Genomic DNA, 13,664 nt, shown 5'->3' with positions numbered 1-13,664 from the left:
GCAACGGCGCCAGGCGGCGCCGTCACACTGGGCTAGGCGGTCTTGCCGGTGTGGTTATTCAACGAAATAACCTTGGTCTTGCCGATGCGGTGACGGTAGATCTCGCGCAAGTACTTGATCGCCTTCTTCACACAATCCCGTGACAGGCGAATGTCATTGATCGACACGAACTTCTCTTTGTCGTTGATCAACTCGCGGTACTTCTTCTCATACATCGGCTTGATCGCGTACCAGTTGGTATCGAGGATCTTCGCCGGGTTTTCAAACTCGTTGAGCAACTCGTCGATGCGGTCTTCGTCGAAGTCCTCGTGGATGATGAAGTCCAGGATCGAATTGTCCAATGTGTCATCGAAGCGGTACGGGTTGCGCGCAAAGCAACGCTTGATAAAGGCCACGATCAGCGTGAGGAAGTCATCCGACAGGCACGGGCTCTTGGCGATCAGGGTGGTCAGCGACAGGTTGGCGGATGCGCCGATCACCAGGGCATAGCGCTTGAGGGTGGTGTTGGGGAACAGGCTGTTGAGGTGCGTCTTGAGCCGGTTCAGGTCCATGTAGGACAGCTTGTAGTCCTTGGGCAGCGAGACGATCGACACCACCGACGAGCAGTTCTTGAAGAAGTGCAGGTCATGCAGCGCCGCCGCGTCGTAGCCGGAGTTCTTGTACTGCTCCAGGGACGCCTTGTAGCGCTTGGACTCGATCGGCAACAGGCTGATGCCTTCGATGGCCTGGGTGACCTTGTTGAAGTGCGGCAGGTCGATGGAGCGGAAGAACAGGTCGTCGATGTTCAGGCGCTGAGGCTCTTTCTCGAAGACTTTGAACTTGTCATTGGACGGCACCGGGGTTTCCGGTACGACGGATTCGGCGTAGGCAATCGCCACCGGCCCGGCCAGGCTCATGAACAGGTCATTGGCATCCAGGCGGATGGTTTCGCCGATGTCGATGCCGGCGCGACGGAAGTAGTTCTGGTCGTAGTCGGTGGTCACGGCCTGGGCGGTGAGGATGTTGAAGATCTGCTGGGATATGTACTGGTTGGCGTGTTTCTCCATGGCATTGACGTCAATGTTCTGGATATTGCCGTCATCGCTCTCTTCGGCGTAGCGCATGATGTCGTTGGAGATCAGCATCATCGCGTTCCACGGGCGGATGCGCCCCTTCACGCTGGCTTCGCTGCTGTCTTCGTTGGCAAAGTTGTATGAAAAATCCCATTCTTCAGACAGGTACTTGCACAGCAGTCGCCCGGCGTTGATGTGCAGCGCTTCGGACATTTCGCTGCGGTGGTCGGAGATGTTCGGCAGCACACAAATGCCGCTGGTGAAGATCGGCTCGAACACGAAGGCGTGGCCGCTTTTGCTGTCGTGTTCGTCGGCGGGCTTGGTGTCGAACGTCTTGTTCATGTACGAATGCTGCTGCGCCAGGCCGAACTCCGAGGCCATGCCCGAACCGGTGCCGCCGCCGGCGCTGAAGATCGAGAAGTACAGGCGCGACTGGTTGGCCTTGATGCCGCAGGAGTCGATCAGGTACGAGTGGATCATCTTCCAGTCGGGGCTGGAAAAGCGCTGGGTGTCTTTGTTGAGGATGATCTTGGCCAGGTACTGGCCGAGGATCGGCGCGTTACCGGCGCCACCGGCATGGACTTCGGAGAGGTCCATGATTTTCATCTTGCTGTAGTCGCGCAGGAAGCCGCTTTTTTCGCCCTTGCGCGAGAAACGGATACGCCCGGCGATGTCCTTGTCCAGGTCACCGAGCATCACCAGCGGTTCCACCAGGAACACCGGTTTGCTGGCCTTGCCGCCGCCCAGGCGCAGGTTGTTGCGAATCCACTGGGCCGGGCTGTAGCCCTTATCCAAGGTTTTGTCTTCGGTGCTGAATTCGTTGAGGTAGAACTTGCGCGCGTTGTACACCAGCTCCGCCACGTCCAGCGCGATGTTCGAACCGCAGCGGCCCAGGCCGATCAGGCACACCGAGGGGAATTCCTGCTCGCTGTGCTGCTCGCTGTCGCCTTCCAGGTGAGGCGGGCGCGGGAACACCATGTCGCGCAGGCCGTCGAGGTTATCGAGGATGCGGTCGGTATTGGTTTCGGTGAAGTACAGGTATTGCTGGGTGGCCAGCGGGCGCGCGGTGCTCAATGACTTTGAACCTGAGGGTTTGCCCTCAGGCGCTGGGAGCAACACGTCGGATACCACGGTGCCAGAGTTATTTTTAGAGGTCATTGTGCGCCATGTGCCTGGACGGATGGCTGAAAAGTATCAAATAGCCATCACGGAATGGGAGATCGCGACTTTACAGTGCGTCCTTGTCCGAACCATCAGGCTTACCCAGTGTGCTCAGGAAAAACCTGGCCGGACTCTGATGAATCGGCCGTTCGTCGGCGATCTTTAGGTAAGTGATGGCGAAATGCCAAAGATTCGACGTCAGCGAATTGGCCTGACAACGGAGGTGGATCCGGGGCGGCCTGGGGACAGCTCTTTTGTCGCAGGGGTGTCCTTGGTGCCCGCCACGCTGGCTGGGGTGATCGGATTGCGCCTGTCGATCCCCTGCATTGCGCCCATTATTTCACTGGCGGGCACCGCCGGGCTCAATAGGTAGCCCTGGACGAAATCACAGCCATGGTTGAGCAGCAGATCGAATTGGGCCTGGGTTTCCACGCCTTCGGTCACCACCTGCAAGTGCAGGGTGTGAGCCATGCCGATAATTGCCTGGACGATCTCGATGTCGGCGGTCGACTTGGGAATGTCCTGGATAAACGAGCGATCGATCTTCAGGGTGTTGAGCGGCAGGCGCTTGAGGTAGGCGAGGGAGGAGTAGCCGGTGCCGAAGTCATCGATGGCCAACGACACGCCCAGCGCGCGGATTTGCCGCAGCAGGGCCAGGGTGCTGCTGATATTGCCCATCAAGGCATTTTCGGTCACTTCCAGCTCCAGGCGGTTGGCGCCGATCCCGCTGAAGCGCAGTGCGTCTTCGATTTCATCCGCCAGTTCGTCGCGGGCCAGGTTCAGGGCCGAGCAATTCACCGACATGGTCAGTTCGGTATAGCCGCGGTCGGAGAGCAGGCTCAAGTCATGGCAGGCTTGGCGCAAGACCCAGTGATCGAGTTCGGCGATCAGCCCGTTGCTTTCGGCAATCCCGATAAACCGGGCTGGGGTCAGCAGCCCATGTTGCGGATGCTGCCAGCGCACCAGGGCCTCCAGGCGTGTCACTTTGCCCAGCTTCATGTCAAAGATCGGTTGGTAGAACAGTACCAACTGGTTCTGGGCGCGCAGGGCGCTGCGTAGCTCTTCTTCCAATTGCAGTTCGAGGGAGGCGCGGGTCTTCAGGTTGGAGTTGAAGAAGTTCAGGCTATTACGTCCCATGTCCTTGGACTGGTACAGCGCCAGGTCGGCGTTTTTGAGCAGCTCTTCGCAGGTCAGGCCATCCTCGGGAAACAGGCTGATGCCAATGCTGGTGGTCATCACCATACGGCGACCGGCCAGTTCGACGGGATCCTTCATCTTTTGCATGATGCGTTGGGCCAGGTGTCGCGCTTCGTCGCGGTGGTGAATGCTGATCAGGATGCAGAACTCATCGCCGCCAAACCGTGCGACCACGTCCGCATGGCTGCGCACGGAGCCTTTGATATGGCTGGCGAGAACGGTGAGCAATTGATCCCCTGCGTCATGGCCGAGGCTGTCGTTGATGCGCTTGAAGTGATCAATATCCAGGAAAATAACCGCCATCATGCCGTTTGAAGCCGTTTTTTCGGCGATTTTTTCCGCAAAAATCTGATTGAAACCGCGTCGGTTAAGCAAGCTGGTCAGCGCGTCGTAATGCGCCACCTGTTGCAGGGAGGCGCGCGCCTGATCCAGTTCGCTGAGCAGTGCGTTGACCCGACGCAGGTCGCGCTCCTTGTGTTGCAGCTTTTTATCCGCCAGCGCGGCGCTGATGCTGCTGCCGATCACCAGCAGGGTGATCACGGCGACCGACAGGCCCAGTTGGATAGGGTTATTGTCCAGAGGTAGCGAGAGATCGGCGCCGGTGGGGACGATCAGTTGCATGGCGGCCATGCCGGTAAAGTGCATGCTGATAATGCCTGCGCCCAACATCAGGCTGGCGGCGTATTTGAGCAGTTGATGGAAGACGCCGGCACCGGTGCGCAGGTAGCTCGACAACAACAGGGCGGCCAGGCTGGCGCCAATGGCGATGCCGACCGAGGCGAGCAGCAGGCCCGACTCGAAATACGCCTGGGCCTGGGAACGCATGGCCGACATGCCGACGTAATGCATCAGGGCTATGCCGATGCCCATCCACAGCGATGCCAGCAGGTATTGGTTAAATCGCAGTTTGGTGTGACTGAGGGTTTGCATGGCGAACAACGAGGCGATCAGGGCGATGGCCAGCGAGGCGAACGTCATGAGCAGTTCGTAGTGAATCGCGATGGGTGCCTGGAAGGCCAGCATGCTGATGAAGTGAGTGGACCAGATACCCCCTGCCAGGCAACCGGCACCCAGCCAACGCCAATGGCGGCGAGCGGTAGGGTCTTCGACATGGCCAACCCGTTCGGCCATGTCCAGGGTGCCGAACCCCGCCGCACAGGCGACCAGATAGGCCAACAGCACCAGAAAAGGGTTATGACTGCAATTGAGTAATAAGTGCCCGTTCGCTGGGAGGTCGGTAAAAAAGTGCAGACCTAGCCATTCCATAGCATGTCCCGTCATAGCGTCACGTCACAGCCTACGGCGATGACCTATGAGGTCGAGTATAGAAGCCTCGCGGGATTTTCCAGCGATAATGGCACTTTGCTCGGAATGATTTTGGCATGCCGTGCATAGCAATTAGTGCTAAGCGCTGATGGGCAACTCCAACTCGAACGGTGCTTGTAACGGCGGCAGGCCGAACGCAGCACGGGCGGCGTCGCAATCGACATTCTGCTCGCCCTGGCTCCATGAAGCCTCGAATTCTCGGCAGGGGCTTGAGCGTTGCTCATAAATCGAGCAACTCGTGCCTTTGCCGACTTCGCCTTCAAGGCTGCAGCAGCGCACGGGCTTCTGGTCGGTGCCGATCATTGCCACGCGGGTCGGGTTGATCTGCACCACCAGGTCATCAGGCACCGTCCCTCCCGAGGAGGCGCACTCACCCCAGAAGAAAGACACACGAAAGTGTGAACAGCAGGCACCGCAACTCAGACACGGACTGGCTTCGGACATGGGCGTCATCGATAAGAAAAGTAGAGTGGGGGACTACTGGAAGGCTCGCCATTCTAATCGGGTCATGGCCGTTGGGAAGGGGGGCAGGCACTTATATTTTTGTCGGCAAAGTCCCGTGCTGTCGGGTGAAATCATGCCCTATCAGCTTTACGAATCATTACAGACAACCACGGCTCGCCTGACTATGTTGCAGGTACCGGGCGGGATGCATCGGGCATCGCAGCTCTCATAACAATAAAAGAGACGGACCCATGCAGAACTCGACCCAAGCGGCGAATGCCTGGCGCATTCTGTTCCTGTTGTTCCTCGCCAACCTGTTCAACTTCTTCGACCGCACCATTCCGGCGATCATCATCGAACCGATCCGCATGGAATGGCACCTGAGCGACTTCCAGCTCGGCATCATCGGCACCGCTTTCACCATCGTCTACGCCATTGCCGGCCTGCCGCTGGGGCGTCTGGCCGATACCGGCTCGCGCAGCAAACTGATGGGCTGGGGCCTGTTCGCGTGGAGCGGGTTGACGGCGATCAACGGCCTGGTCGGCAGTTTCTGGACGTTTTTGCTGGTGCGCATGGGCATCGGTATCGGTGAAGCCAGCTATGCGCCGGCTGCCAACTCGCTGATCGGCGACCTGTTCCCGGCGCACCGTCGTGCCCGGGCCATGGGGATTTTCATGCTGGGCCTGCCTTTGGGCCTGTTGCTGGCGTTCTTCACCATCGGCTGGATGGTCAAGGCGTTCGACAGCTGGCGCGCGCCGTTCTTCATTGCCGCCGTGCCGGGGCTGATCCTTGCGGTATTCATGTTCTATATCAAGGAACCCAAGCGCGGCGCCGCCGAAGCCGTACAAGTCTCCCAGGAGCGCGTCGATCGCCCGATTCGCCGTGTGCTGGCCGTACCGACCTTTCTGTGGCTGGTGCTGGCCGGGTTGTGCTTCAACTTCGCCACCTATGCGTGCAACTCGTTCCTGGTGCCGATGCTGCAGCGCTATTTCCTCCTGCCACTGCAGGACGCGGCGGTCGCCACCGGCGTCATCGTCGGGTTGACCGGCCTGGTGGGCCTGACCTTGGGGGGCTGGATTGCCGACAAGATCCATCAACGCGTTGCCAATGGCCGACTGCTGTTTGCGGCGTGCAGCCTGATCATCTCCACCGTCACCACCGTCTGGGCCCTGCATGCCGGGCGCATCGAGATCGGCGTGTTTGTGGCGCTGTTCAGTGTGGGCTGGTTGTTTGCGTATAACTTCTACACCTGTGTGTACACGGCGATCCAGGACGTGGTCGAGCCGCGCCTACGGGCCACGGCGATGGCGCTGTTCTTTGCCGGTTTGTACTTGCTGGGCGGGGGCATGGGGCCGATTGTGGTGGGCGGGTTGTCCGACCATTTTGCCCATGCGGCGATGTATGCGGCGGGGGCCGAGCAGATGACCGAGGCTTACAAGGCGGTGGGCTTGCATGACGCCATGTACCTGATTCCGGTGGCGCTGTTCTTGACGATGCTGTTTCTGTTCCAGGCGTCACGCAGTTTTGTGCGTGATGCCAAGCGGATGAAGGAGGGGTTGAAGGGGGTTGAGGTACCGGCTGCGGCTGCGATGGCTTGATTCTGCGGTGACGCCATCGGGGGCAAGCCCCCTCCCACAGTAGACCGCGTTGTCATGTCGGTCACCGATCAATGTGGGAGGGGGCTTGCCCCCGATGAGGCCCGCAACGCCAACGGTGTTCTCAAGTGAATAAAAAAGGCCCGCAGTGCGCGGGCCTCTATTCAACCGGGCAGGGCGGTAATCAACCCGCTACCAACACCCGAATGGCTTCCAGTCGCAGCGCCGCCTTGTCGAGCATGGCCAGGCCTTGCTCACGTTGGTTGCGCAGGGCGACCAACTCGCTGTCGCGAACGGTCGGGTTGACCGCTTGCAACGCGGTCAGGCGCGCCAGTTCTTCGTCGGTGTCTGCCGCCAGGCGACGCTTGGCTTCGGCCACACGTTCGGCGTGACGCGGCGTGATCTTCTCTTCACCGGCATTGATCCGCGGTGTGAGTTGATCGCGCTGGGCCTGCACGAACTTGTTGGCGCTGGCCCGTGGCACGCTTTCCAGCTGGTCGTTCAAGGTTTCGAACGAGACGCGGCCGGACAGGTCGTTGCCATTAGTGTCCAGCAGGCAGCGCAGTGCCGCCGGTGGCAGGTAGCGGCCCAGTTGCAGCGCGCGGGGCGCGACCACTTCACTGACGTAGAGCAGCTCCAGCAACACGGTGCCTGGCTTGAGCGCCTTGTTCTTGATCAGTGCCACGGCGGTGTTGCCCATGGAGCCGGACAGCACCAGGTCCATGCCGCCCTGCACCATCGGGTGTTCCCAGGTGATGAACTGCATGTCTTCACGGGACAGCGCCTGGTTACGGTCGTAGGTGATGGTCACGCCTTCGTCGTCGCCCAGGGGGAAGCTCGCGTCGAGCATCTTCTCGCTGGGCTTGAGGATCAGCGCGTTTTCCGAATGGTCTTCGCTGTCGATGCCAAAGGCGTCGAACAGGGTTTCCATGTAGATCGGCAGGGCGAACTGGTCGTCTTGCTCGAGGATGTCCTCCACCAGCGCATCGCCTTCACCGGCGCCACCGGAGTTGAGCTCCAGCAGGCGGTCGCGGCCGGTGTGCAGTTCCTGCTCCAGGCGCTCGCGCTCGGCACGGGCCTCGTCGATCAGGGCTTGCCACTCGCTGTCGTCGGCGTTTTCCAGCAGCGGCAGCAGGCGCGGGCCGAACTGATGCTGCAAGGCGTTGCCGGTCGGGCAGGTGTTGAGGAATGCGTTCAGGGCTTCGTGGTACCACTGGAACAGGCGCTGTTGCGGGCTGGTTTCCAGGTAGGGCACGTGCAGTTCGATCACATGCTTCTGGCCGATCCGGTCCAGACGGCCGATCCGCTGTTCCAGCAGGTCGGGGTGGGATGGCAGGTCGAACAGCACCAGGTGGTGGGAGAACTGGAAGTTGCGGCCTTCACTGCCGATTTCCGAGCAGATCAGCACCTGAGCGCCGAATTCCTCATCGGCGAAGTAAGCGGCGGCGCGGTCACGCTCGAGGATGTTCATGCCCTCGTGGAACACCGTGGCCGGGATGCCGGAGCGCACGCGCAGGGCGTCTTCCAGGTCCATGGCGGTTTCGGCGTGGGCGCAGATCACCAGGACCTTGGTGCGCTTGAGCATTTTCAACTGGTCGATCAGCCATTCGACGCGCGGGTCGAAGCGCCACCAGCGGTTTTCTTCGTCGATGTCCGGTTGCGACTGGAAGCTGACTTCCGGGTACAGCTCGGCGTGTTCGCCCAGGGGCAACTCGAGGTATTCGTCCGGGTTCGGCAGCGGGTAGGCGTGCAGCTTACGCTCCGGGAAGCCCTGCACGGCGGCACGGGTGTTACGGAACAGCACGCGGCCGGTGCCGTGGCGGTCGAGCAGTTCACGTACCAGGCGCGCACTGGCTTCGGCGTCGCCATCGTTGACGGCGGTCAGCAGCGCTTCGCCTTCGTTGCCGAGGAAACCTTGGATGGTCTTGTGCGCGGCGGGCGACAGGCGGCCCTTGTCGAGCAGCTCCTGCACGGCTTCGGCCACCGGGCGATAGTTCTCGCTTTCGGCACGGAAGGCGTGCAGGTCGTGGAAACGGTTCGGGTCCAACAGGCGCAGGCGCGCGAAGTGGCTGTCCTGGCCCAGCTGTTCCGGGGTGGCGGTGAGCAGCAGCACGCCGGGAATCACTTCGGCAAGCTGCTCGACCAGCGAGTATTCCGGGCTGGCTTTGTCTTCATGCCAGACCAGGTGGTGGGCTTCGTCGACCACCATCAGGTCCCAACCGGCGGCGAACAGCGCGTCCTGGGCCTTCTCATCGTCCACCAGCCACTCCAGCGCGACCAGGGCCAGTTGGGTGTCTTCGAACGGGTTGGCGGCATCGCTTTCGATAAAGCGTTCTTCATCGAACAGCGCTAATTGCAGGTTGAAGCGGCGGCGCATTTCCACCAGCCACTGGTGCTGCAGGTTTTCCGGTACCAGGATCAGTACGCGGTTGGCACGGCCCGACAGCAGTTGGCGATGGATCACCAGGCCGGCTTCGATGGTCTTGCCCAGGCCCACTTCGTCAGCCAGCAAGACCCGTGGTGCGATACGGTCAGCGACTTCACGGGCGATGTGCAATTGGTGGGCAATAGGTTGCGCACGTACGCCACCCAGGCCCCACAGCGAGGATTGCAATTGGCGGCTGGTGTGTTCAAGGGTGTGATAGCGCAGCGAGAACCAGGCCAGCGGGTCGATCTGCCCGGCGAACAGACGGTCGCTGGCCAGTCGGAACTGGATAAAGTTGGAGAGCTGGGTTTCCGGCAGGGTGACCTGCTCGTTCTGCCCATTGAGGCCGTGGTAGACCAGCAGGCCGTCGACGTCGTCGACTTCCTGCACGGTCATTTTCCAGCCTTCGAAATGAGTGATGGAGTCACCCGGTGAGAACCTCACACGGGTGAGGGGCGCATTCCGTAGCGCATACTGGCGGGTGTCGCCAGTGGCCGGATAGAGCACGGTCAACAAGCGGCCGTCCTGTGCCAGAACGGTGCCTAACCCCAGCTCTGCTTCGCTGTCACTAATCCAGCGTTGCCCCGGTTGATACTGCTGCGCCATGCTGCCTGACTCCCGCCGTGAAAAAGCCGACTATGTTAACGGAACAAGGCCCCACGCCCAAGGACTCTGACAAAAACTACTCCGTTTGGGCGGCCGGGTGAGCACGCAATCGACGGGTGGCGGGCACTTGTGAGTGTCGACTGGGTCACAGGTTGGCGAACCTGCGCTCAAGTCGTCGCGCGGCCCGCCGACAGCCTGCTGACAGGAGAACAACTATCATGCTTCCACCTATGCTGCCCGTCAGCGTCGTACCGGTTACGTCGCAACTCGACCCGGTCCGCCAGAAACCCGATATTCCGCCCGTGGTCCCTGTGCAAGCGGGCTCCAACGAAAGCACCATCGACCTGAAAAAGGGCGATGCCGAGCAGTCGACTTTTTTGCTGCGCGAGGAACAACGCCGCCAGCAGGAACAGCAGAAACGTCGGCGCGAAGCCGATGAAGACCCGGATCAGCACTTGGCGATCCCGGGCGACCTGCTCAATGCCGACAACACCGTACCGGTTGTGCCGCTGATCGAAGACGCGCCGCGCCAGGGCTTGTGGGTGGACGTCGAGGTTTAGCCCCGCAGTTCCCCCAGGGCCGTCATCAGCAACTCGATGTCGTGATCGTTGTTGAACGGGCTGACGGAGATCCGCGCAATACTGTTCAGGCCACGGGCCTGCATATCCAACGGGGTGTAGGCCACACCGTTGGCGCCGATATTGATCCGTTTCAATCCCAATTGCCGCTTGAGTTCGAAGGCGTCCCAGCCGGCGAGGTTGAAGGCGATCAAGCCTGATTGAAGCGTGCCCAGGTCATGCAGGGAAATACCCGGCATCCCGCGCAATGCTTCGCGGATTCGCCTGCTGGTGTACGTGACCCTTTCCCACACACGCTCGATCCCCAACTGATTCATCTCCTGCAGTGCATTGCCCAGGCCCGCCAACAGGGCGAAGGACACCTCGCTGGTCTCAAAGCGCCGGGCGTCGTTGCGCAGGTCGAAACCGTCGGCGTTCCAGGGGGCGGAAAACACGTCGCGCTGGGCGGGGTTCAAGTGCGAGAGGAAATCCGGCCGCACATACAGCAGCGCCGTTCCCCGTGGCCCGCGCAGGTGCTTGCGCCCGGCTGCCTTGAGCACATCGCACTGCAACGCCTGCACGTCCACCGGCACCTGGCCGACGGCTTGGCCGGCGTCGATAAAGTAGGCGATCCCGTGACGCCTGGCCACTTCACCGATGGCCTGGGCGGGGTTGATCAGTCCGCCGTTGGCGGGGAGCCAGGTGAGGTCGATGAGCTTTACGCGTGAATCGATCATCGCTTCCAACGCCACGGGGCACACCGCGCCGCTAGCATCGCAGGGGATGACGTCCACCCGCGCGCCGGCTTGCACCGCCCACTGCATGCTCGCCAGGTTGCCGCCCCATTCGTGGCGTCCTACCAGAATGCGGTCGCCCGGCTGCCACGGGCCCAAGGCCTGGAACGCCATGCTCCAGGCGGTCGAGCCGCTGCTGGCAAAGGCAATCGACGGGGTGGGCGCGTTGAGCAACTGCGCGGCCGCGCGGCGGGCTTTTTCTACCAGCAGCGCGCCATGCTCGCCGGCTTCCATCGGGCCGTCGCGGGCTTCGCGTTGTAGTTGGTCGAGGATGGCGTCAAGGGTCGCCTGGCTCGGCAAGGAGGCACCGGCAGAGTTGAAGTGCACGATGCCCGATTGGCAGCCAGGAGTGCCCTCGCGCAGATGTTGCACGTGCAGCGGGCTCACGGCTGCAACTCGAAAATCCCGTCAACCTCCACCGCCACGCCGGCCGGCAGACTTGAAACGCCCACTGCCGTGCGCACATGCCGGCCTTTTTCGCCGAGGGCATTCACCAGCAGGTTGGACGCCCCATTGGCCACCGCGCCCTGGCGCTGGAACTCGCCGCTGCTGGCGATAAACACCCCCAGGCGCAGGATGCGCACCAGGCGCGACAGGTCATCGCCCAGGGCATCGCTCAATTGCGCGAGCAAGCTCAGTGCAGCCAGTTCCGCGGCCTGGATACCTTCTTCCTCGCTGAGGGATTCGCCCAGGCGGCCCACGTAGGCAGGCTTGCCGTCTATCAGCGGGATTTGCCCAGAGATAAACAGCTGGTTCTGGCTGACCACATGGTTGATGTAGTTGGCAATCGGCTGGCTGGGTGATGGCAGCGTCAGGCCGAGGGCTTGCACGCGGTGGCGGAGGGAGTCGCTCATGGTGAATCCTCTGGGGTCAGGAGGTTTCAGCATGTGGGGCAGGGGGGAGTGTCGACAAACGGATAGATCTCATCCGACGTATCGAAATAACTCACGTGTCGTGGCAGATATCCTTCAACCACTCGCTGAAACACCGCGCGGCGTCGCTGGCAGGGCCTTGCGCTGCAATCAACCAGTAGCCTATTTCACTGTGATAGGGCGGCCAATCGAAGGCTTCTACCAGGCTGCCATCATCCAGCCTGCGTTGGATCAAGCGATGACGGCCCATGGCGATGCCCTGGCCGGCCACCGCGGCTTCGACCACGATGTTGTAGTCGTGCAGCATGACGCGCGGATGGTGCTTGAGGTCGACTTGATAATGCCCAGACCAGTCCGTCCACTCAAAAGGACGGTGCGAAGTGGCCATCAACAGCGCACCGTTGTGCACTTGGCTGGCCTTGAATGCCGGGCTGCACACCGGTGAGATCACCTCCGGCATCAGTCGTGTGGCCTGTACGTCGGGCCAGTCGCCCTTGCCGTAGCGAATGGCCAGGTCGACTTCGGCCGCCGCGACGTTTGCCAGTTGAATCGCCGGCAGCAACTCCACCTGGATATGCGGATAGCGGTTGAGAAAACCGGCCAGGCGCGGCGCCAACCACAGGGTGGCGAACGACGCCAGCAGGCCGACACGTAACACCGTGGCGCTGGGCACCACCCGTTGGGCGCGGGTCGCGACGGCGATGGCGTCCAGGGCGGGACGGATTTCGGCGTAGTACTGCTGGCCGTCTGCGGTCAGATCGATCGCGCGGGTGCGTCGGATAAACAGCGATTTACCCAGGTGCTGTTCGAGCTTTTGTACCTGATGGCTCAGGGCACTCTGGGTTACCGACAACTCCTGCGCGGCCTTGATAAAGCTCAAGTGCCGGGCCACGGCTTCAAAGGCGCGCAGGGCCAGCAGCGGCGGAAGATCCTTATGCAGTGCCACCTGGATGGGCCTCCTTGAGTGATTGGAAAGTGCCGATTTTGGGCGTCGGTCGGCCTTTTGTCGCCGGTTGATTTGCCGTCGGGCGCAGGAGTCCGCATTATTGAGCCTTACTCGCCACTACGTAAGCCAAGCCATGAGTGATGACGACAAGCTGATCGACCTGAACGCCGAACGCGCCAAGCGCGTGCATGACCTGAATGACAAGCGCCTGAATGAAGTGCGCCAGGCGTTTGAACAGGCGATGCCTTTAGGCAAAGCCAAGAAAAAATCAAAGAACAAACCCAAAAAGCGTTAAAACGGCCTGCATCTATTGATGCAGGTCAGTTATTACCCTTCTTTACGCCCCGTCGCGGGCGACATTGATCCCCGTCAATTTTCCAATCCGCCTTCTCCATTAACTTAGCCCTATCGCAACAAGGCAAGTGCAGGAGGCCGGTCATGTTTATCGATAATGTGGTATTCGCCGGAGTGCTGACTGTAAGCCTCATGGTGCTGTTTTTTGTAGGGTTTGGATTTTTTATCTGGAAAGACGCGAACAAGCGTAAAAAACCTTAGGTCTTTCCGGGTTACATGAGCACGCAAGGCATTTTGGGCGACTTCGGTCGCCCTTTTTTTTGGGTGTTCAATTCTGGTCCATAAAAAAAGGTGCGGTCCTCACAGAGGCCGCACCTTTTTTGTCAGCGCCTGGC

Annotated in this window: 11 protein-coding genes; 4 read left to right on the top strand and 7 right to left on the bottom strand. The window is 60.9% G+C overall.

Annotation, left to right across the window (positions count from 1 at the left end; all coding sequences use genetic code 11):
* Positions 1-32: 32 nt before the first annotated feature.
* From AC07OT_RS26970 to AC07OT_RS26960, 3 genes are all read right to left on the bottom strand, one after another.
* Positions 33-2,210 carry a hypothetical protein gene (locus tag AC07OT_RS26970; protein ID WP_495109503.1) on the bottom strand — a complete coding sequence of 726 codons (2,178 nt, stop codon included), beginning with the start codon at positions 2,208-2,210 and terminating at the stop codon, positions 33-35.
* Positions 2,211-2,411: 201 nt separating this feature from the next.
* Positions 2,412-4,676: a putative bifunctional diguanylate cyclase/phosphodiesterase gene (locus tag AC07OT_RS26965; RefSeq protein ID WP_495109502.1), complete on the bottom strand. Its 2,265-nt coding sequence runs from the start codon at positions 4,674-4,676 to the stop codon at positions 2,412-2,414.
* A gap of 138 nt (positions 4,677-4,814) precedes the next feature.
* Positions 4,815-5,180 carry a YkgJ family cysteine cluster protein gene (locus AC07OT_RS26960; protein WP_115485798.1) on the bottom strand — a complete coding sequence of 122 codons (366 nt, stop codon included), beginning with the start codon at positions 5,178-5,180 and terminating at the stop codon, positions 4,815-4,817.
* A 251-nt stretch (positions 5,181-5,431) separates the two neighbouring features.
* Between AC07OT_RS26960 and AC07OT_RS26955 the strand changes: the two genes are divergently transcribed.
* Positions 5,432-6,778, top strand: coding sequence for a spinster family MFS transporter (locus AC07OT_RS26955; protein WP_495109501.1), 1,347 nt, complete (start codon positions 5,432-5,434; stop codon positions 6,776-6,778).
* 181 nt (positions 6,779-6,959) lie between these two features.
* On the opposite strand, the gene rapA is transcribed toward AC07OT_RS26955, so the two are convergent.
* Positions 6,960-9,806 (bottom strand): RNA polymerase-associated protein RapA, encoded by a 2,847-nt coding sequence (gene rapA, locus AC07OT_RS26950; protein WP_495109500.1) that lies wholly within the window; start codon positions 9,804-9,806, stop codon positions 6,960-6,962.
* A gap of 218 nt (positions 9,807-10,024) precedes the next feature.
* Between rapA and AC07OT_RS26945 the strand changes: the two genes are divergently transcribed.
* Positions 10,025-10,366, top strand: coding sequence for an aspartate-semialdehyde dehydrogenase (locus AC07OT_RS26945; RefSeq protein WP_065926412.1), 342 nt, complete (start codon positions 10,025-10,027; stop codon positions 10,364-10,366).
* Here AC07OT_RS26945 and AC07OT_RS26940 read toward each other — a convergent pair.
* From AC07OT_RS26940 to AC07OT_RS26930, 3 genes are all read right to left on the bottom strand, one after another.
* Complete coding sequence (locus AC07OT_RS26940; protein ID WP_495109499.1) at positions 10,363-11,544, bottom strand: aminotransferase class V-fold PLP-dependent enzyme; 1,182 nt, start codon at positions 11,542-11,544, stop codon at positions 10,363-10,365. The two genes, AC07OT_RS26945 and AC07OT_RS26940, sit on opposite strands and share 4 nt — an antisense overlap.
* Positions 11,541-12,011 carry a RidA family protein gene (locus AC07OT_RS26935; protein WP_495109498.1) on the bottom strand — a complete coding sequence of 157 codons (471 nt, stop codon included), beginning with the start codon at positions 12,009-12,011 and terminating at the stop codon, positions 11,541-11,543. The genes AC07OT_RS26940 and AC07OT_RS26935 overlap by 4 nt, the downstream gene beginning before the upstream one ends.
* A gap of 91 nt (positions 12,012-12,102) precedes the next feature.
* Positions 12,103-12,975 (bottom strand): LysR substrate-binding domain-containing protein, encoded by an 873-nt coding sequence (locus AC07OT_RS26930; RefSeq protein ID WP_495109497.1) that lies wholly within the window; start codon positions 12,973-12,975, stop codon positions 12,103-12,105.
* A 100-nt stretch (positions 12,976-13,075) separates the two neighbouring features.
* Here AC07OT_RS26930 and AC07OT_RS26925 point away from each other — a divergent pair, with 100 nt between their 5' ends.
* Both AC07OT_RS26925 and ccoM read left to right on the top strand, forming a co-directional pair.
* Positions 13,076-13,270: a hypothetical protein gene (locus tag AC07OT_RS26925; RefSeq protein ID WP_141156954.1), complete on the top strand. Its 195-nt coding sequence runs from the start codon at positions 13,076-13,078 to the stop codon at positions 13,268-13,270.
* Positions 13,271-13,413: 143 nt separating this feature from the next.
* A complete protein-coding gene (gene ccoM / locus AC07OT_RS26920; RefSeq protein WP_017530457.1) occupies positions 13,414-13,530 on the top strand; it encodes a cytochrome c oxidase subunit CcoM in 117 nt (38 codons plus the stop codon).
* The last annotated feature ends 134 nt before the right edge of the window (positions 13,531-13,664 follow it).

This window comes from Pseudomonas sp. GW821-FHT09C10 (assembly GCF_059418085.1).
The sequence above is the reverse complement of the archived record's forward strand: the minus strand, read 5'-3'. Positions and strand labels throughout refer to the sequence as shown.